14 protein-coding genes are annotated in these 18,903 nt (G+C 67.5%); 6 read left to right on the plus strand and 8 right to left on the minus strand.

The annotated features are described in order from the left end of the window. Nucleotides 1-11: 11 nt before the first annotated feature. From ACFWU5_RS02340 to ACFWU5_RS02355, 4 genes are all read right to left on the minus strand, one after another. The gene (locus ACFWU5_RS02340; RefSeq protein ID WP_379265875.1) at nucleotides 12-1,745 is read right to left on the minus strand and encodes a protein kinase; all 1,734 of its coding nucleotides are present in this window, start codon (nucleotides 1,743-1,745) and stop codon (nucleotides 12-14) included. Nucleotides 1,746-1,972: 227 nt separating this feature from the next. Then, complete coding sequence (locus ACFWU5_RS02345) at nucleotides 1,973-3,046, minus strand: methionine synthase (protein ID WP_379265876.1); 1,074 nt, start codon at nucleotides 3,044-3,046, stop codon at nucleotides 1,973-1,975. A 70-nt stretch (nucleotides 3,047-3,116) separates the two neighbouring features. Continuing rightward, entirely contained in the window at nucleotides 3,117-4,223 is a 1,107-nt protein-coding gene (gene mnmA, locus ACFWU5_RS02350) for a tRNA 2-thiouridine(34) synthase MnmA (protein ID WP_379265877.1), read from the minus strand. Beyond that, nucleotides 4,220-5,443 carry a cysteine desulfurase family protein gene (locus ACFWU5_RS02355; protein WP_379265878.1) on the minus strand — a complete coding sequence of 408 codons (1,224 nt, stop codon included), beginning with the start codon at nucleotides 5,441-5,443 and terminating at the stop codon, nucleotides 4,220-4,222. The genes mnmA and ACFWU5_RS02355 overlap by 4 nt, the downstream gene beginning before the upstream one ends. Nucleotides 5,444-5,602: 159 nt before the next feature. Between ACFWU5_RS02355 and ACFWU5_RS02360 the strand changes: the two genes are divergently transcribed. The 5 genes from ACFWU5_RS02360 to ACFWU5_RS02380 all read left to right on the plus strand — a co-directional run bounded on the left by ACFWU5_RS02360 (nucleotide 5,603) and on the right by ACFWU5_RS02380 (nucleotide 13,418). After that, nucleotides 5,603-6,088 carry an Lrp/AsnC family transcriptional regulator gene (locus ACFWU5_RS02360; RefSeq protein ID WP_379265879.1) on the plus strand — a complete coding sequence of 162 codons (486 nt, stop codon included), beginning with the start codon at nucleotides 5,603-5,605 and terminating at the stop codon, nucleotides 6,086-6,088. A gap of 188 nt (nucleotides 6,089-6,276) precedes the next feature. Then, on the plus strand, nucleotides 6,277-9,729 hold the full coding sequence (locus tag ACFWU5_RS02365) for an indolepyruvate ferredoxin oxidoreductase family protein (RefSeq protein WP_379265880.1): 3,453 nt from the start codon (nucleotides 6,277-6,279) through the stop codon (nucleotides 9,727-9,729). Nucleotides 9,730-9,807: 78 nt separating this feature from the next. Then, nucleotides 9,808-10,887, plus strand: a complete 1,080-nt coding sequence (locus ACFWU5_RS02370; RefSeq protein ID WP_379265881.1) for a Glu/Leu/Phe/Val dehydrogenase dimerization domain-containing protein — start codon at nucleotides 9,808-9,810, stop codon at nucleotides 10,885-10,887. Nucleotides 10,888-10,915: 28 nt separating this feature from the next. Next, nucleotides 10,916-12,400, plus strand: coding sequence for an amino acid permease (locus ACFWU5_RS02375; RefSeq protein ID WP_379265882.1), 1,485 nt, complete (start codon nucleotides 10,916-10,918; stop codon nucleotides 12,398-12,400). 166 nt (nucleotides 12,401-12,566) lie between these two features. Further along, nucleotides 12,567-13,418 (plus strand): 3-hydroxybutyryl-CoA dehydrogenase, encoded by an 852-nt coding sequence (locus tag ACFWU5_RS02380; RefSeq protein ID WP_379265883.1) that lies wholly within the window; start codon nucleotides 12,567-12,569, stop codon nucleotides 13,416-13,418. Between the two features lie 151 nt (nucleotides 13,419-13,569). Here ACFWU5_RS02380 and ACFWU5_RS02385 read toward each other — a convergent pair whose 3' ends face one another. The 4 genes from ACFWU5_RS02385 to ACFWU5_RS02400 all read right to left on the minus strand — a co-directional run bounded on the left by ACFWU5_RS02385 (nucleotide 13,570) and on the right by ACFWU5_RS02400 (nucleotide 17,898). Then, nucleotides 13,570-14,481, minus strand: a complete 912-nt coding sequence (locus ACFWU5_RS02385) for a lysophospholipid acyltransferase family protein (protein WP_379265884.1) — start codon at nucleotides 14,479-14,481, stop codon at nucleotides 13,570-13,572. Nucleotides 14,482-14,527: 46 nt separating this feature from the next. Beyond that, on the minus strand, nucleotides 14,528-15,346 hold the full coding sequence (locus ACFWU5_RS02390) for a GNAT family N-acetyltransferase (RefSeq protein ID WP_379240498.1): 819 nt from the start codon (nucleotides 15,344-15,346) through the stop codon (nucleotides 14,528-14,530). A 212-nt stretch (nucleotides 15,347-15,558) separates the two neighbouring features. Further along, entirely contained in the window at nucleotides 15,559-16,437 is an 879-nt protein-coding gene (locus tag ACFWU5_RS02395) for an LGFP repeat-containing protein (protein ID WP_379265886.1), read from the minus strand. Nucleotides 16,438-16,596: 159 nt separating this feature from the next. Then, nucleotides 16,597-17,898, minus strand: a complete 1,302-nt coding sequence (locus ACFWU5_RS02400; RefSeq protein ID WP_379265887.1) for an NAD(P)/FAD-dependent oxidoreductase — start codon at nucleotides 17,896-17,898, stop codon at nucleotides 16,597-16,599. Between the two features lie 145 nt (nucleotides 17,899-18,043). On the opposite strand from ACFWU5_RS02400, the gene ACFWU5_RS02405 reads away from it, so the two are divergent. Then, a complete protein-coding gene (locus ACFWU5_RS02405; RefSeq protein WP_379265888.1) occupies nucleotides 18,044-18,898 on the plus strand; it encodes a LysR family transcriptional regulator in 855 nt (284 codons plus the stop codon). Nucleotides 18,899-18,903 lie beyond the last annotated feature (5 nt).

Genomic DNA, 18,903 nt, shown 5'->3' on the forward strand with positions numbered 1-18,903 from the left:
CGCGCGGCCGGTCACCGGCCCGGGTGCCGCCACAGCGCCATCAATCCTGTTGTCACGGCGGTGATCGCCACGATGCTGTAGACCACGGCGCCGGGCACGTCGGGGACGTACGGATCGATGGTGGTGTCCCGCAGGATCTTGAACTTCAGATCCCACGAGTACAGTTGCAGCGACTGCAAGATCGTGATCCCGACCAGACCGGCGCTGCCGAGGGCAACCGCCCACCGGCCGAATCCCTTCCTCGCCAGCAGTCCGGCCGCGCCGATCGACAACAGGACCGCGACGGCGGCCACCCCCACGGTCAACACAGCGAGATACTCGACCGGCAGCGGACCGTACCCACCGGTCATCTGATACGAGGGCCCACCTTCGTCCCTCGCGCGGATCTGCGCCCACAGTCGGTACGCCCCGAAAGCCGCGTACAGGCCACCGGCGAGCGCGACGCAACTCAGTGCGATGACCACCCGACTTGACCGCGTCGAGCGGCGGACCGGGTTTCGCTGGGCAAGTTCGGATCCGGCCTGACGCGGCGCGCGCGAATCCCGGGACACCGAAGCGGAGCGTGCCACCGACCGATCCGGCCGCTCCCGCTCGTCCGACCGCACCCGTTCATCCGATCGCGTCTGTTGGTCGGACCGCACCCGTTCGTCCGGCCGTACCCGAGGCGGGGTGCGTGGCGCGGACGGTTGCCTCGCGGATCGGCCCCCTGGCGCGACCCTGTCCTGCGGCAGTGGGAACGACGCCGGGTGGGCAGGCCGCGGGCCGCGCATCGCGGGCGGTGCGGGTCGCGCCATCGCCGCGGACTGTTCCCGTGGCCCGGGCGATTCGCGCGGCACCGACCGGGCGGACGCCGTCACCTGCTCGTGGGGCGCGACCCGCGTGGGTGCCCGCCGCGCGTCCATCGATGCCCCGTCGACTGCCGCGACGGCGGCGGCCGAGAATTCTGTGCAGTTGGCGAAGCGGTCCTCGCGGCGTTTGGCCGTGGCGCGAGCGATCACCTCGTCGAGTTGTGCCGGGGCATCGTTTCGAAGCCGACTCAGCGCGGGCAACGGCTGCCCCAAGTGGGCAGCGACGATCTCACCGGGGCCGCGCCCGGCGAAAGGGGGCCGTCCGGTGAGCAACGCGAACAGTGTGCAGGCCAGCGAGTATTGGTCGGCACGGTGATCGACCGGGGTACCGCCGAGCTGTTCGGGGGACGCGAAAGCCACAGTGGCGGTGACCATTCCGGTGGCAGTGAGTTCGGTGGTGGCATCGAGCAGGCGGGCGATGCCGAAATCGGTGAGCACCGCCCGCTCGTCACGACCGGTGTCAGGCGCGGACAACAGGATGTTGGCGGGTTTCACGTCGCGATGCAGCACCGCGCGACTGTGGGCGTAGTCGAGCGCGGACGCCGTCTCGGCGACGATCCGCAATGCCCGGCGCACCCCGACATCTCGCGGATCGAGCGCCGAGGCATCGGTGCCCTGCACGTATTGCATGGCGATCCACAGTTGCCCCTCGTGCATCCCGCGATCGTGGATACCGACGATGCTCGGATGGTCCAGGCGCGCGATCGCCTGCGCTTCCTGCTCGAATCGCCGTCGTAGGTCGGCATCGGACGACACCTCTGGCGCGAGCAGTTTGAGCGCGATCCGACGCTCGAGCCGGGGATGTCGGGCCAGGTAGACACTGCCCATGCCGCCCTTGCCGAGCGTTCCCTCGATCGTGTAGTCGGCGAAGGTCTGGCCCTCTACGAGCTGAACCACTCCGCCCCCATGCCTCTCCTCGAACAGGTCTACGGCCAGTGTAGTCAGACGGCCCGATTCCGCTGTCCGCGTTCCTGATTCACCAGCGCTGGTGTCGCTCGGCCGAATCCGGGCGCACCGCCAGCGGTCCGGTGTCGAGCAGTAGCCGAAGCCGTCCCCGTCGAGGATCTGCACGCCGAGTTCTTCCGCCTCGGCGGCTTTCGTGCCAGCGACCGCTCAGCGCGACGCTACTGCGGCGACCATTCGGGGTCTTCGGTGAAGGCGCGGGCGACGTCGGCGCTGAGGGCGAGAGCTTTGCGGGCCCACGAAAGCGGTGCCGCGGCGAGTCCGCAGGCCGGTGTGACCAGGATTTGGGTGGACAGGGTGGTCCGGGGGAAGCCGAGGCGGTCGATGAGACGGGCGGCAGGCTCGGCGACGTCACGCCAGGTGATGGGAGCGGTGGGCGGTTCGGCCGGGGTGAGGCCGAGGGCGATCTTCTTGCCCGAGTCGATGATCTCGCCGAGAGCGTCGAGGTCGGCGGTGGTGATCGTCGAAGCGTCGAAGGAGATCGCGGCCGCCGCCGTGCGACCCAGCGTGGTGAGTCGGGGGCGAGATGCGCAGGTGTGCAACAGGACCGGGGCGGACTGGGCGTTGATGACGGTGTCGAGGATGTGCAAGGCATCCGGTTCCGGGAGGGCGCGGATGGTGTTCAGGATGCTCGGGCCCTGCAGCGCGCCCTCGAGGACGGTGTCGAGCTGGGGTTCGTCGAGCTGGATGATCACCTCGGCGCCCAATCGCTTACGGATTTCGGCGGCGTGCCGGGACAGTCCTTCGGCGAGGGACTCCGAAAGATCGCGCACCGCACCGTGATCGGTCAGGATCCGATGGCCGCCGGGGAGTTCGACTTCCGCGGCGAGGGTGAGTGGCCCTGCCGACTGGATCTTGATCACGTGGCCGGTCCCGGCCAAACCCGCTGTCTCCCACGCCTCTTCGAGTGCGTCGAGGTCGGCCTGCAGGAAGTCGCGGGCGCGGCGTGAGACGTTGGTGCGGCGGTCGGCGAGCCGGTAGCCGCGGGTGGTGGAATCGAAACGCAGGTCGACCAGCAGGGCCGAGACCCGGCCGATCATGTCGGCGCCGATGCCGCGCTCGGGCAGTTCGACCAGGTGCGGAAGGGCCGGGAGTTCGCCGATGATCGTGGCGGCGGCTTCGAGCGGGTCGGTGCCGGGCCACGAGCCGACGCCGGTGGCGATGCCGCCGACGAGCAGCTCGACCGGCTCCGGTGCCGCGGTCTCCCGGGAATACTCGCTTCGCCAGAGTGTCACGCGCTCAACACCTTTCGATTCATCGAATGTCAGCCCACACCAAGTCGGTGCGGGCTGATCCGGCAGGTGATCAGGCCGAAACGTCGGCGGCGAGTTCGGCGCGGTCGGTGCCGTTGATCGTGCCACTACCGATCACCGTGTCGCCACCCTCGACATCGGGGAGATACAGCACGATGGCCTGCCCCTTCGCGACACCGGTGAGCGGCTCACCGAGGCGGGCCACGAACCCGTCACCCTGCGGCTCGACCACGGCGGGCGCGGTGCCGCCGTGCGCACGAACCTGCACAACGCACTCGACAGACCCGGTCGGCCGGACGCCGGAAGTCCAGATCGCCCGGTCGGCGGAAATCGTGTCGACCTGCAGATCCTCGACCGAACCCACCTTGACCGTCCCCGAATCGGGGTCGATCCCGGTCACGTAGCGCGGCTTGCCGTCGGCGGCGGTGTGGCTCAGGCCGAGACCCTTGCGCTGGCCGACGGTGAATCCGTGCACACCCTCGTGCTTGCCGAGCACCGTGCCGTCGGAATCGACCAACGCGCCCGGACGGATGCCGATCTTGGCGCCGAGGAACGCGCGCGTATCGCCGGAGGGAATGAAGCAGATGTCGTGGCTGTCGGGCTTGTTCGCCACGGCCAGCCCACGCTCGGCCGCTTCTTCGCGGATGCGCGGCTTCGGGGTGTCACCGACCGGGAACATCGCCCGCGCGAGCTGCTCGGCGGTAAGCACCGCCAGCACGTAGGACTGGTCCTTGTCGGCGTCGACGGCGCGACGCAGCACACCGTCGTCGAGTCGGGCGTAGTGCCCGGTGACGACCGCGTCGAAGCCCAGTGCCGCGGCACGATCGGCCAGCGCCGAGAACTTGATCTTCTCGTTGCAGCGCAGGCACGGGTTCGGGGTCTCCCCCGCGGCGTACGCGGCGACGAAATCGTCGATCACGTCCTCTTTGAACCGATCCGCGAAATCCCAGACGTAGAACGGGATTCCGAGCACATCGGCGGCGCGACGCGCGTCACCGGCGTCCTCCTTGGAGCAGCAACCACGCGACCCGGTACGCAGGGTTCCGGGGTTGGCCGACAGCGCCAAATGCACCCCGACCACCTCGTGACCGGCGTCCACGGCCCGCGCCGCGGCCACCGCGGAATCGACACCACCACTCATCGCGGCGAGAACTCTCATCGGGCACCTCCTCTAGCGCCGGCCAGGCCAGCGGCCCTGGCCCGATCGATGACCTGCGGGAGCACGGTCAACAATGTTTCGACATCGGACTCGGTCGACGTATGACCGAGTGTGAAGCGCAGCGAACTGCGCGCCTGCCACGGTTGCACACCCATCGCGATCAGCACATGGCTGGGCGAGGCGACACCCGCGTTGCAGGCCGAACCGGTCGAGCATTCGATACCGGCCGCGTCGAGCAGCATCAGCAGCGAATCGCCCTCGCAACCGGGGAACGTGAAGTGGGCATTGCCGGGCAGTCGATCCGCCGGACCGTTGAGCACCGCGTCGGGCACCGCGGCCAACACACCGGCGATCAGCTGATCGCGCAGCGCACTCAACCGCTCGGCACGCGCGGGCAGCTCACTGACCGCGTCGCGCAGGGCAGCGGCCAGCCCGATCGCCGCGGCCACATCCGACGTCCCCGATCGCAGATCACGCTCGTGTCCACCACCGTGCACCAACGGCACACACGGCACCTGCCGACCCAACAGCAGCACACCGATCCCGTGCGGACCGCCGACCTTGTGCCCGGCCACGCTGAGCGCAGCCAGTCCACTCGCGGCGAAATCGAGGGGAACCTGCGTCACGGCCTGAATGGCGTCACTGTGCATCGGAATCTCGAATTCCTGTGCCACAGCGGCCAATTCGGCGATCGGTTCGATGGTGCCGACCTCGTTGTTGGCCCACATCACACTGACCAGCGCGACCTCGTCACCGTGCGCGGCGAGCTCCGCGCGCAGCACCTGCGGCGAAACCACGCCCGCCTCGTCGACCGGCAACCAGCTGACCTGCGCGCCCTCGTGCTTCTCGAGCCACTCCACCGCGTCCAGCACCGCATGATGCTCGACCGCGCTGGTGACAATCCTGGTGCGCCGCGGATCAACCGCGCGCCGCCCCCAGAAGATCCCCTTGACCGCCAGATTGTCGCTCTCGGTCCCCCCGGAAGTGAAGATCACTTCCGACGGCCGCGCCCCCAGATCAGCCGCGATCGACTCGCGCGCCTCTTCCAGCGACCGCCGCGCCGCCCGCCCCGACCCGTGCAGTGACGAGGCATTTCCGACCGACCCGAGGGCAGCCGTCATCGCCTCGACCGCGGCAGGCAACATCGGAGTGGTCGCCGCGTGATCGAGGTAGACCGTCTTGGGTGCACCGTTGACCGGACCCGAATAAGCCGACTTCATGACTGATAAAGGATAGCCGCCGTCGGTAACCGAATATTCCCGCGGTCCGCGCGCCTGACGGCCGAGTCCGCGCGAAGCCGGGTGGTGCTGACCGATCCGCCGACTCCGCCGGCCGCGCGGAGGGGAAATTCCTCGATGGCGGCGTGTCAAGATCCATTCATGACCATCAAGTTCGATGCGCTCGATGCGGCGTTGCTCGCCGAGTTGGCTCGCGACCCGCGGGCGCCGATTCTCGAGTTGGCGCAGCGGCTCGGGGTGGCGCGCAATACCGTGCAGGCGCGGATGAAGCGGCTCGAAGCGTCGGGGGCGGTGCGGGGGTATCCGCCCGATATCGATGTGCAGGCGATCGGGTTCGCGGTGCACGCGTTTCTGGGGATCGAGCTGGATCAGAACAAGATGGATCCGATTATCGAGACGTTGCGTGGGTTTCCGCATGTGCTCGAGGTGCACGCGACCACGGGGCGCGCCGATCTGTTGGTGCGGATCGCGGCGCAGTCGCAGCAGGATCTTTTGGAGATCATCCAGCGGGTGCACGCCATCGAGGGCGTGAAACACACCGAGACGATGCTCGCGTTGGCCACGCCGATCGGGTACCGCAGCCTGCCGTTGGTCGATCACCTGACCAGCCCTCGTGATGTGACGTAGGTCTCCGAGAATCGAGCAGATTGCCACCTTTAGGTCAGTGGCGTAGGTCACTTTTGAGCAGTCTGATCAACTTTTCGGCTGACTGTTGACACAGATCACCCTTTCACGAGACATTGCGCAGCACCGATAGCAAGTTTCCTTCGTTGCGCAGCTCACGACCTGGGTTGTGGAAAGTGTGGTGATACGACATGACCACCGTCGCTTGTCCGACTACCCAACAGCCGGCCGCCCCTTATGACCTCGCCGACCGCTATCGCTCCGGAGCGGGCCCCGTTCTGCTGACCGGCGTCCAGGCCATCGCCCGGTTGCTCGTGGAACAGCATGTGCGCGATATCCGCGCCGGTCGTCGCGTCGCCACGTTCGTCTCCGGTTACCAGGGCAGCCCGCTGGGCGGAGTCGACAAGATGCTGCTCGGCATGCCGGCGGTGCTCAGTGAGCACGACATCACCTTCGTGCCTGGATTCAATGAAGAGCTCGCGGCCACCTCGGTCTGGGGCAGCCAGGCCGATCTGCCCGCCGGGCAGCCGACTCACGACGGCGTGATCGGGGTTTGGTACGGCAAGGGTCCCGGCGTCGACCGCGCGACCGACGCGATCCGGCACGCCAATATGTATGGCGTGAATCCGCGCGGCGGAGTGCTGCTGCTGGTGGGCGACGATCCGGCGTCGAAGTCGTCGACGGTGCCCGCGGTGAGTGAACGTTCGCTGGCCGCGGTGGGGGTGCCGGTGCTGTTCCCGCGCAATGCCGAGGAGATCATCACACTGGGTATGCAGGGCATCGCGATGTCGCGGGCGTCGGGTTGCGTGGTGGCGTTGAAGATCGTCGCCGATGTGGCCGACGGGGCTTGGACGATCGGCGCGGGTGTGGCCGACCTGACTGTCACCGTGCCCGAAGTCCAGTGGGAGGGAAAGCCTTTCGTCTACCGGCAGCGTCCGATGGCGGCGCCGACCGACAGCGTGCTCGCCGAGGCGGACCTGTACGGGCCGCGCTGGGCGACGGTGCACGCTTACGGCGCGGCCAATGCCCTAGACGTGATCGAAGTAGACCCGGCCGAGGCGAAGGTCGGAATCGCCGCAACCGGCACCACTTTCGATGCGGTCAGCCAGGCCTTGCTGGACCTCGGCGTCGACGAAGCCGCCATGCACCGGGCCGGAATCCGCTTGCTGCGCATCGGCATGCCGTATCCGCTCGGTTCCACCGCGCTCACCGAGTTCGCCCGTGGACTCGAGCAATTGATCGTGGTCGAAGACAAGACCGCGTTCATCGAAACCCAGGTCCGCGAGATCCTGTACGGCACACCGGATGCGCCGCGCGTGCTCGGCAAGCTGGACGAGCGCGGCGCGCGACTGATGCCGGTCGACGGCGAACTCACCGCGGGCCGCCTGCTGGCGCCGTTGCGCCGGGTGCTGCGCGAGCATGTCGAACTGAAAAGAGCAGCGCCACCCGCTCTTTCGCTGGAAGTGCTTTCCGCCAAGCGAACCCCCTACTTCTGCAGCGGCTGCCCGCACAACCGCTCCACCGCCCTGCCCGAGGGCTCGATCGGCGGCGGCGGCATCGGCTGCCACACCCTGGTCACCCTGTCCGGACGCGCAGACAGTGCGGTCACCGGGCTCACCCAGATGGGCGGTGAGGGCAGTCAGTGGATCGGGCAGGCGCCGTTCACCGATGTGCCGCACCTGTTCCAGAACATCGGCGACGGCACGTTCTTCCATTCCGGACAGCTGGCCATCCAGGCGTGCGTCGCGGCCGGGGTGAACATCACCTACAAGCTGCTGTGGAACGAGGTCGTCGCGATGACCGGTGCCCAGGATGTGGAGGGCGGGCTCACCGTCGCGCAGCTGACCCACAAGCTCACCACCGAGGGTGTCCGAAAGATCATCATCTGCGCCGATGAACCGAAGCGGCACAGCAAGCGAGCGCTGGCCAAGGGCACGGTGCTGTGGCATCGCGACCGGCTCGATGAGGCCCAAAAACTGCTGCGTGACGTCGAGGGCGTCACGGTTCTGATCTACGACCAGCACTGCGCGGCCGACGCCCGCAGGCAGCGCAAGCGCGGCACGCTGCCGGTCCGCAACACGCGGGTCGTGATCAACGAGGCCGTCTGCGAGGGCTGCGGTGACTGCGGTGCCAAGTCGAACTGCCTGTCGGTACAGCCCGTCGACACCGAGTTCGGGCGCAAGACCCGCATCGATCAGACCTCGTGCAATACCGATTACAGCTGCCTGGACGGCGACTGCCCCTCGTTCGTGACGGTGGAGGTAGACCCGGCAAAGGCCAAGCGCCGCACGGTGATCGAGCCGCCCGCCGTGGCCGATCCGGGCGTGGACGTGCCACTGCGCACGCAGAACGTACTGATCGCCGGCATCGGCGGCACCGGCATCGTGACGGTGAACCAGGTGCTGGCCACCGCCGCGCTGCGTGCCGGCTACGAGGTCGAGAGTCTGGATCAGATCGGTCTGAGCCAGAAGGCCGGTCCGGTGCTGTCCCACCTGCGTTTCGCCGCAACACAATTGGAGCCCGCCAACCGGCTCACCCCCGGCAGCGCGGACTGCCTGCTGGCCGTCGACCTGCTCACCGCCACCGATCCCAAGTATCTGCAGTTCGGTGATGCGAACAGCACCGTGGCCGTGGCGTCGACGAGCCAGACCCCGACCGGCGACATGGTCTACGACAAGTCTGTCGCCTACCCCGCGACGGAGGCACTGCTGGATCGCCTTGCGTCAGCGACGAATTCGATCAATCACTTCGACGCGCTAGAGGCCGCCAAGACCCTGTTCGGCAACACCGCCGCAGCCAACTTCCTGATCGTCGGCGCCGCCGTCCAGACCGGCGGACTGCGACTGCCCGTCGCGGCGATCGAGGAAGCCATCGGGATCAACGGCGTCGCGGTGGATGCCACCATCGCGGCCTTCCGCTGGGGACGTGTCGCGATCGCCGACCCGGCGGCGTTCGCTGCGGCGGTCGACAAGCCCACGCGACGAACCCCTGTCGTGCCCACAGAACTGCTGGCGCACACCAACTTCGAGGGTGAAGTACGCCGACTCGTGGAACTGCGAGCAGGCCAGCTGATCGGCTATCAGAACGCCGCGGTTGCCCGTCGGTACATCGACACTGTCGAACTCGCTTGGGCCGCAGAACGTTCCGTCACCGAGCACACCGACTTCAGCGAGGCCGTAGCACGTGGACTGTTCAAGTTCACCGCCTATAAGGACGAATACGAAGTAGCCCGACTACTGGTCGACCCAGCATTCCTCGACGAGGTGCAAGCCCAGGTACCAGGCGGTGAAAAGCTCACCTACAAGCTGCATCCGCCGGTGCTGCGCGCGATGGGTCGCGACAAGAAGATCGGGCTCAAGCCGAAATCGCATGTGACGCTGAAGGTTCTGGCCAAGGCCAAGTTCCTGCGCGGCACCAAGCTCGACCCCTTCGGCTACGCCCACGTTCGCAAGGTCGAACGCGAACTGCTGGCCCACTACACAGCCATGGTGCACGGCCTGGCCGACGACCTCACCACCGAGAACTACGACACCGCCACCGCGGCCGCCGCACTGCCCGACGTGGTGCGCGGCTACGAGGACATCAAACTCGCCAATGTCGAGCTGTACCGCGCCGGACTGCGCGATCTCGGCATCGACTACTGACCGCCGCACACCCGCGGCACCACTACACCGCAAGCCCAGGGCACAACCCTGGTGCGCGGAATCGGAAAGGAATCGACAGTGACCGTTGCGCACCCCGAGGCTGGAGTCTTCGGCCGATCGCACGAGCTCAGCGCCCGCGCCCACGAGCAGGTCGTGTTCTGCGAGGACGACAGGTCCGGGCTGAAGGCGATCATCGCCATCCACTCCACCGCGCTCGGCCCGGCTCTCGGCGGCACCCGCTTCTACCCGTACGCCGACGAATCCGCCGCGCTGCAGGACGTGCTGCGACTGTCGTGGGGCATGACGTACAAGGCCGCCGCGGCAGGCGTCGACCTCGGTGGCGGCAAGGCGGTGATCATCGGCGATCCGGCAACGTTGAAGAGCGAGGAACTGCTCGCGGCCTATGCGCGTTTCGTCGAAACGCTGGGCGGGCGCTACATCACCGCCGGTGACGTGGGCACCAACACCGACGATCTCGATGTGATCGGCAAGCACACCCGCCACGTCACCGGCCGCAGCATCGGCGCGGGCGGCAGCGGCGACAGCGCCCGACTGACCGCGCTCGGCGTCTTCCACGCGATGCGTGCCGGTGCCGAATCCGTCTGGGGCGCACCGACACTGGCCGGTCGCACGGTCGGTGTCGAGGGTGTCGGCAAGGTGGGCCGCGAGCTCACCGCCCTGCTACTGGCCGACGGTGCCGACGTGTGCGTCACCGATGTGAACGACGCAGCGCTGCACCGTATCTCCGCGGAACACCCCGCCGTCCGACTGCTGTCGGCGGTCTCCACCGCACCGGTCGACGTCTACGCCCCCTGCGCGATGGGCGCCACCCTCACCGCGGCCGGCGCCGCCACGATCGAGGCGAAACTGATCTGCGGCGCAGCCAACAACCAACTCGCCACCCCCGAAACCGAACGGGCCCTTACCGATCGCGGAATCACCTGGGTGCCCGACTTCGTCGCCAACGCAGGCGGCCTCATCCAAGTCGCCGGTGAACTGCGCGCCGCCACCCCGGCCGAAGTCGAAGTCGAGGTGGCCGACATCTACCCGCGCTGCCGCGAGATCATCGCCGCCGCCGTCACCGCCGGCATCGGAACCGGCGCTGCCGCAAACCGATTCGCCGAGCGCCGCCTCGACGCCATCCCCCGCTCGCTCTGAGCCCCAGCTTCGAACAGGACACCACACAGTGGCGATCAAGAGCGGCTTGTTCCGCACGAAATCCGTTGAACAGTCCATCCGCGACACCGACGATCCCGATGCCAAGCTCCGCAAGGACCTCACGGCCAAAGACCTGACGATCTTCGGCGTCGCCGTGGTGATCGGCGCGGGCATCTTCACCCTCACCGCACGCACCGCGGGCACCGTCGCCGGACCGGCGGTCTCGCTGGCCTTCGTGTTCGCCGCGATCGCGTGCGGGCTCACGGCCCTGTGTTACGCGGAATTCGCCTCGACCGTGCCGGTGGCGGGCAGCGCGTACACCTTCGCCTACGCCACCTTCGGTGAGGTGATCGCCTGGATCATCGGCTGGGATCTGATCCTCGAGTTCGCGCTCGCGGTGTCGGTGGTGGCCAAGGGCTGGTCGCAATACCTCGGCGAAGTGCTCGGATCGTCGGCGCCGGTGGTGCACTTCGGGTCGGTGACTTTCGACTGGGGCGCGGTGCTGATCATCGCGGTCGTCGGCGTGCTGTTGGCCACCGGAACCAAGTTGTCGTCGCGGATCTCGGCCATCGCCGTCGCGATCAAACTGGGTGTGATCGCGCTGGTACTGGTGGTCGGCGCGACCTACTTCAAGCCGTCGAACCTGACGCCCTACATCCCACCCGCGCAACCCTCGGAGAAGGCCGAGGGCATGCACCAGTCGCTGTTCGCCTTCGTCACCGGCTCCGGCGGCACCAGTTACGGCTGGTACGGCCTGCTCGCCGCGGCCAGCCTGGTGTTCTTCGCCTTCATCGGCTTCGACGTGGTGGCCACCACCGCCGAGGAGACCCGCAACCCCCAACGCGACATCCCGCGCGGCATCCTCGGTTCGCTGGCGATCGTCACGGTGCTCTACATCGCCGTGTCGGTGGTCCTCACCGGCATGGTCTCCTACACCGAACTCGCCGACGGAAATGCCACGCTGGCAACAGCTTTCGCCATCCACGGCGACACCTGGGTGAAGAACATCATCTCCATCGGCGCGCTGGCCGGCCTGTCCACCGTGGTCATGGTGATGTTCCTCGGCCAGACCCGCGTGCTGTTCGCCATGGCCCGCGACGGCCTGCTCCCCCGCAGCCTGGCCAAAACCGGCAAGAAGGGCACCCCCGTCCGCCTGACCGTGCTCGTCGGCGTGGTCTGCGCCCTGCTGGCAGGCTTCGTCGACTTCGGCACCCTGGAGGAAATGGTCAACATCGGCACCCTGGTCGCCTTCGTCCTGGTCTCCCTCGGAGTCCTGGTCCTGCGCCGCACCCGCCCCGACCTACCCCGCGGCTTCCGCGTCCCCTTCGTCCCGGCAGTCCCCATCCTCGGCGCCCTGGCCTGCCTGTGGCTGATGGTCAACCTCTCGATCGAAACCTGGCTGCGCTTCCTCATCTGGATGGCCCTGGGCGTCATCGTCTACTTCGCCTACGGCCGCCGCCACTCCCTACTCGGCCGACAACCGACGGAACCGGAGTTGACACCGGCTCGATAACCGAAATCCACTGGGCCGCCCCCGCTCTACCACGAGCGGGGGCGGCTCTGTCGGCATCGGTGGCGCCGGGCGGCTCAGCTTCCGACAGCCTGTGGCACTGCGTGCCAGCTCAGGTGAAATAATCGCCGGAGACAACCAGGGAAAACGCGATGTTGGGAGTACTCCAGTGGAGTTGATCGGTGTAATCGGTGGCGGCACGATGGGCGCGGGGATCGCGGAGGTGTGCGCGAAGGCGGGCAGTTCGGTGCTCGTGCTCGAGACCAAGCCGGAGTTCGCGGAGGCCGCCCAGAAGCGGATCGCCACCTCGATCGGCCGTGCCGTCACCAAGGGCAAGATCACCCAGGACGAGGCCGACGCGGTGCTGGCGCGCGTGCGCGTGACCCTGGACATGGACGAGTTCGCCGATCGTGACCTGGTGATCGAGGCCGCCCCGGAGATCGAGTCGCTGAAGTACGAGATCTTCGGCAAGCTGGACAAGATCGTCAAGCCCGAGGGCATCCTCGCCACCAACACCTCCTCGATCCCGGTGATCAAGGTGGCCGGTGCCACGCAGCGTCCCGAGCGCGTGGTCGGCGTGCACTTCTTCAACCCCGTGCCGGTGATGCCGCTGGTCGAGATCATCTCGACCCTGGTGACCGCGCCCGAAGCTGCCGTGGCCGTCACCGACTACGTGAAGAACACCCTGGGCAAGATGGCTGTGCAGGCCGGTGACCGCTCCGGGTTCATCGTCAACGCGCTGCTCATCCCGTACCTGTGTTCGGCGATCCGCATGCTCGAGTCGGGCTACGCCACCGCCGAGGACATCGACGCGGCCATGAAGGGCGGCTGCGGCTACCCGATGGGCCCGCTCACCCTACTCGACACCGTCGGCCTCGACATCGCCCTGGCGGCGTCGGAGTCGCTGTACGCCGAGTTCGCCGAGCCGCACCTGGCCCCGCCCGCGCTGCTGCGCCGGATGGTCGACGCGGGCCGCCTGGGCCGCAAGACCGGCCGCGGGTTCTACGACTACGCCAAGTGATGTGACCACGCTGAGCGCCCACTGATCGCACTTTTCGTCGATTTTTCGACCATTCGGGCGAAGAGTGGGCGCTCAGCGTGGGGCCAGACTCGAGGAACGACGAAACCGGAGGTCGCAAACGCGGCCTCCGGTTTCCGTTGCACCGAGGTGGCTACCGGACAGTAGCTCCGGCCGGTCGACGAATCTGCTCCTGCTCCCCCATCGAGGGATCCTGCACGCGGGTATTGCCCGCTTCGATCCACTGCGTATCGGCCACGCCGTGCCGCGAACGATCCGTCCCACGCACCGCGGTCTCACAGCGCCGAGCCAGATCGCGGCGATCCAGACCCGGATGTTCCAGCGGTTCGAGCACGATCTCCGCGACCATGCCCTTACTCCGCAGCACTCGCTTCGCGGAATCGGCGAACGTGTCGTTACCGACGAAACCCGGCACGGTACAAGGCATTCCGTCGCTGTCGAGGTACCGCAGGCGAACCGGCTGCACCGGCGTCACGGTGTCGATGGCCGCCTGGAACATCGCGGGCCGCATCGAACCGTAGGCCCGGCCGCACCACGTGGTGCCCTCCGGGAAGACCACGATCCGATTACCCGAAGCCAACCGCTCCGCCACCTGCCCGACGACCCCCGGCAACTCACGCAGCCGCGCCCGCTCGATCGGAATGACCCGCGTGAGCTGCGCCAACTTGCCCAGCAGCGGCCACTGCACCATGTCCGCGCGTGCCACGAAACTGACCGGCTGCACCGCCGCCAACGCCACCACATCCGCCCAGCCGATGTGCCCGGCCACGATCATCACCGGACTGCCCGTATCGGCGAAGCCCTCGTCGGAAGTCTGTGCGGGAGTGCGGTTGTCGATGATGCGCAACCGCATTCCGAGGCAGCTCAGCGCCGCCCTGGCGTAACGACGCTGCACCTGTTCGCGCCGCGCCTTCGGGGTCGCCACGGTCACGATCGGGAAGCTCAGGACCAGCCCCGCGATACCTGCCAGGCGGGCGATCATCGTTGCGGTGCCGACCTCGTCGATCGGCTCGATGCAGCCGGAACCGCAAGGGCTGCACGGCATCCACGAGTGTGAGTGAGTGGCTAACGGCGCGTCGAACACCATGGTTTTACTTCCCGTCGAAATTGGCGGCCGCGCTCTGCAGCCGCTCCAGGTACCGGGTGTTGATGGTTTCCATGCCGAGCAGCGCGACGAAGTCGGCGACGGCGAAATCGGGGTCGTGGGCGGGTTCGCCACAGATCTCGGCACCCAGGCGCAGGTATCCGCGCATCAGCGGCGGCATCTTGGGACGGCTGGGCGGGGTCATCTGGTCGAGGGTGAGTCCGTCGACGACAACCGGGTTGTACGGGTGCACGCGACGTTCGGGGTCGCACGCGTGCCGGCCCAGCAGCTGGTCGCGCACGCCGCGCACGTTCACCCCGGCGGGATCTTCGGGCGAGTCCTGCATCGGCACCGACACACACCCCATCACCCAGTCGTAGCCGGTGAGCTGGATGTAGTGCAGGATGCCCGCCCACATCAGGGTGAGCACCGAGCCGTTGCGGTGATCGGGCACCACGCACGCCCGGCCCATTTCGACGATCCGGTTACCTCGGGGGTCGAGCTGAGTCAGGTCGAACTCGGTGGCGGTGTAGTAGCCGCCCGCCGCGTCGACCTTGTCCGGCGGCAGCATGCGGTAGCAGCCGACGAACTGTTCGGAGAACTCGTCGCGCACCAGCAGGTGGTCGCAGTGCTCGTCGAACTTGTCGGCGTCCAGGCCGGTGGCGTTCTCCGGCATCTGGAAACCGGGCTCGGAGGCGAACACCTGGTAGCGCAGGCGCTGGGCGGCTTCCCGGTGCTGCGCGTCGGAGGCGACGACCAAGGAGTACCGAGATTTCCCCACCCCGGAGTCCGGCGCCGGGGCGGTCAACACGGACGTAATAGTCATACTGCTGATGAAGCCTGACCGAGCTGGCATCGGAGCGACGCGTCAGTGTCGTGTCGATGCCAGCTCGGTGAACGAGATGGGGGTCACACCGCACGTTCACCGATCCGCTGCCCATCGTTCGCCCACCTGCGGGTTTCTAGCCGAACACGACCGATTTCCGGCGGAGAACCCGGTTCACGGTCGGGTATTTCGAGCGTTGCGAAATGCCGGTGTCAGCAGCCGCCCGAATCGGTGACCACCCCGGTGGCGCGGTCCCACGTGACGCAGCCGCCGACGAAATCGCTGCGCTTGCCGCCGGGGATGTCGTACTCGTCGGAGACCGGGTAGCCCAGGTACGAACGCTCCCAGCCCAGCGACGCCCACCGGTCCCGAATGCGGCCGTTCACGCCGTGCGGGCCGGTCTGCGGGCTCCAGTAGATCGACGCGCCCTGCCAGTCGTCGCCGGCGAAGTGGTTGTACCACCCGCTCTCCAGGCCCATCGTGTTCGTGGTCGGCCAGCCGTAACGGCCGTTCTCCCAACCGGATTCGGCCCACTTGCGGTGGATGCCGTAGCCGCCCTGCCCGTAGTCGTGCACCCAGTAGGCCCACTGTCCCGGCCGCCAGTAGATCGAGGATTCGGGGGTGGTGCCGCCGCGGCTGAAATGGTTGTAGCGGCCACCGAATCCGGCCGTGGGGCACTCGTCGGTGATCGGGACACCGGTCGCGCGGTGCCCGCCCGCGTTCCACATCGTCTGCTTGATCAGCCCGTGCACCTCGTGGACACCGGTGTCGCCGCGCGAGTACAGGATTCCCGGTCCTTCCGGCGGGCCCGCGTAGTTGCGCAGGAACACCCCGCCCTCCTCGCTTTCGCGTTCGGGACCGGTCGGGGCGCCGAGCAGATTGCGCAGCGCTTGGTCACTGGCATACCGGTCGTCGATGGCCGAACCGGCGGCGAAGGTGTGCGGTGAGGACGTCACCGCGCATCGGGGCCAGCCGTATTGGGCCGATGCCGTGCCGGTCGACAGTGGCAGCAGGCCGGCTGCCAGCACCGAGACGATGCCGACGCCGACGCCGATTCGACGGAAGGAGTGTTGGAAGATGTTGTGCCGCATGGTGTGCTCCCCAGCTGGAATATTGTTCATCCCAGTTCGCCGAGCAGCCGACGGCACGTTACCGTTCCTGCGCAATCGTTACCAGGTCAGGGCGTTGTTATCGCCTTGACACACTGCGCTTCTCGCCCGCCGCCGATCGCGGCGGGCGTCCTCGTTGTCTCAGACCGAGACAGGGGTGCGCGGCTTCTCCACGACCGGCGGTACGTCCGCAGCCACGTTCGCCGTTTCCGGCGCAGCGGCTTCGTCGAAGCCCGGACGCGCGGTACCGATGAACGCGACCAACCAGCCCGCCACCGCGGCAAAGCGATTGCGGAACCCGACCAGGTACATCAGGTGCACCGCCAACCACATCCCCCAGGCGATCGTGCCCTGGAACGTGATGCGGTCGTTGAGCTTCACCACCGCGCTGAACCGGCTGATCACGGCCATGCTGCCCTTGTCCCAGTACACGAACGGCGTGCCGGCGGCCTTCTTGCGACGGATGATGTCGGCGGCGTGGCGGCCCTCCTGCATGGCCACCGGCGACTGGCCGGGGTAGCCGTTGAGCGAGGTCATGTCGCCGATGGCGTAGATGTCGGCGTGCCCGCCCACGGTCAGGTCGGGGTTGATCAGGATGCGGCCCGCGCGATCGGTCTCCGCGCCGGTGGCCTGCGCCAACAGCGTCGCGAAGCCACCGACCTGCACACCCGCCGACCACACCACGGTCTCCGCGGCGATCCGACGCTCGATGCCGTCGGAGTCCTTGACCGTCACCTTGCCCTCTTCGATATCGGTGACGAAGGTGCCGAGCAGCACCTCCACGCCGCTGTCGGTGAGCGAGTTCTTCGCGTATTCCGACAGCCCACCGCCGAAGGGCGGCAGCACCGCGTTCGCACCCTCGACCAGCGTCACCGAAACCTGCTGGTGGAAGTGCCTTTTCGCGAGTTCCTTGATCTGGCCCGCGACCTCGACACCGGTGGCGCCCGCGCCGACCACCACGAAGCTGAGCAGCTTGTGCCTGGTCACCTCGTCGGCGTTCTCGGCCAGGGCGAACACGTGCGCGATCTGGTCGCGCAGGCGCTGGGCGTCGTCGATGGTCTTGAGCGAAAAGGTCTTCTCGGCGAAGTCGTCGCGGCCGAAGTAGCTCTGGCTGGCGCCGGTGGCGGCGATCAGCGAGGCGTAGGCGATCTCGCGGGGGCCGTCGGCGGTCTCGTAGGTCAGCACGGCGTTGGCCGCGTCGATGCCGGTGACCTTGCCCAGACGCACGTCGATCTCGGGGTGGCGGCGCAGGACGTTCTTGATCGGCGGCGCGATCTCCTCGGGGGCGAGCACGCCGGTGGCCACCTGGTAGAGCAGCGGCTGGAACAGATGCTCGGGCGTGCTCGAGATCAGCACGACACGCACGTGGGACTTGGCCAGTTGCTTGGCGGCCGCCAGGCCACCGAAGCCCGAACCGACGATGACGACATCTGTGTGTTCCATGATCGCTGACTCCAAGATCGCGTTCTAGATCGGTAATGAATCCTTTCCTATGAGTAAACGCGATGCGGAACGTAGATGTTTCCACTGCCTGGGCGCATAATGAAGATGACTCTTATCTGCATAACTAATCAATGGGAGATACCTGGTGGAACTTCGTCAGATGGCCTACTTCGTAGCGGTGTGCGAGGAGCTCAGTTTCAGCCGCGCGGCCAACCGCTGCTTCATCTCCCAGTCCGCGATCAGCCACCAGATCGCCCGCCTGGAACGCGACCTCGGCGCGCAACTGTTCGAACGCACCACCCGCGCCGTCGTGCCCACCGACGCCACCCTGCGCCTGCTCCCCCTGGCCAAGCAGATGCTCAGTCTCGAATCCGCGATCCGCGCCGCCGTGCGCACCACTGGACCGCGAATTCGCTTGGCCGCCAACATGTCTTTCGCCGCACCGTCACTGTCGGCGATCGCCACCGCCCGCGCCGCGCACCCCGACGCCGAGATCGAATACGTGATCAAACCCTTCCGCCAACGCATCACCGCGGTAGCTGACGGCGACTGCGATCTGGCCCTGATCCGCGGCAGCGTCAACCAACCCGGCCTGGCCGTAGAACAGCTGTGGGTCGAAGACCTCGTGATCGCCATCTCCAGCAACCACCCCCTGGCCGAACGAGGAGCCGTCACCCTCGCCGACCTGAGCCCCTACCCCCTACTGCTGCCCCCCGAACAAGAGCAGGTGTTGTTGCACACACTCATCCGCACAGCCTTCGCCGACCTCCCCACCGGCCCCACCTTCGGCCCCCCGATCCCCCCCGACCACACCGCCACCATGGAACTGCTCAACCGCCCAGAATCCTGGACGATCCTCTACGAGGGACCCACCAAAGGTTTGCTCACCCTCGACCTCACCGACCATCGCCTGCGAATCCCGGTGTCAGCGGTGCTGCGCGAGGACGCTCGCGAAAACCCGATCGTGCAGACCCTGCTGGATGCACTGCACGAACGCTGAGCAAT

The organism is Nocardia sp. NPDC058640 (assembly GCF_042716995.1).
Lineage (GTDB): Bacteria > Actinomycetota > Actinomycetes > Mycobacteriales > Mycobacteriaceae > Nocardia.

What these genes read in the sequence shown, in the direction of transcription:
- mnmA (WP_379265877.1), bottom strand. Translation starts at nt 4,223, where the DNA reads ATGAGAGTTCTCGCCGCGATGAGTGGTGGTGTCGATTCCGCGGTGGCC.
- ACFWU5_RS02355 (WP_379265878.1), bottom strand. Translation starts at nt 5,443, where the DNA reads ATGAAGTCGGCTTATTCGGGTCCGGTCAACGGTGCACCCAAGACGGTC.
- ACFWU5_RS02360 (WP_379265879.1), top strand. Translation starts at nt 5,603, where the DNA reads ATGACCATCAAGTTCGATGCGCTCGATGCGGCGTTGCTCGCCGAGTTG.
- ACFWU5_RS02365 (WP_379265880.1), top strand. Translation starts at nt 6,277, where the DNA reads ATGACCACCGTCGCTTGTCCGACTACCCAACAGCCGGCCGCCCCTTAT.
- ACFWU5_RS02385 (WP_379265884.1), bottom strand. Translation starts at nt 14,481, where the DNA reads ATGCCGTGCAGCCCTTGCGGTTCCGGCTGCATCGAGCCGATCGACGAG.
- ACFWU5_RS02390 (WP_379240498.1), bottom strand. Translation starts at nt 15,346, where the DNA reads ATGACTATTACGTCCGTGTTGACCGCCCCGGCGCCGGACTCCGGGGTG.
- ACFWU5_RS02395 (WP_379265886.1), bottom strand. Translation starts at nt 16,437, where the DNA reads ATGCGGCACAACATCTTCCAACACTCCTTCCGTCGAATCGGCGTCGGC.
- ACFWU5_RS02400 (WP_379265887.1), bottom strand. Translation starts at nt 17,898, where the DNA reads ATGGAACACACAGATGTCGTCATCGTCGGTTCGGGCTTCGGTGGCCTG.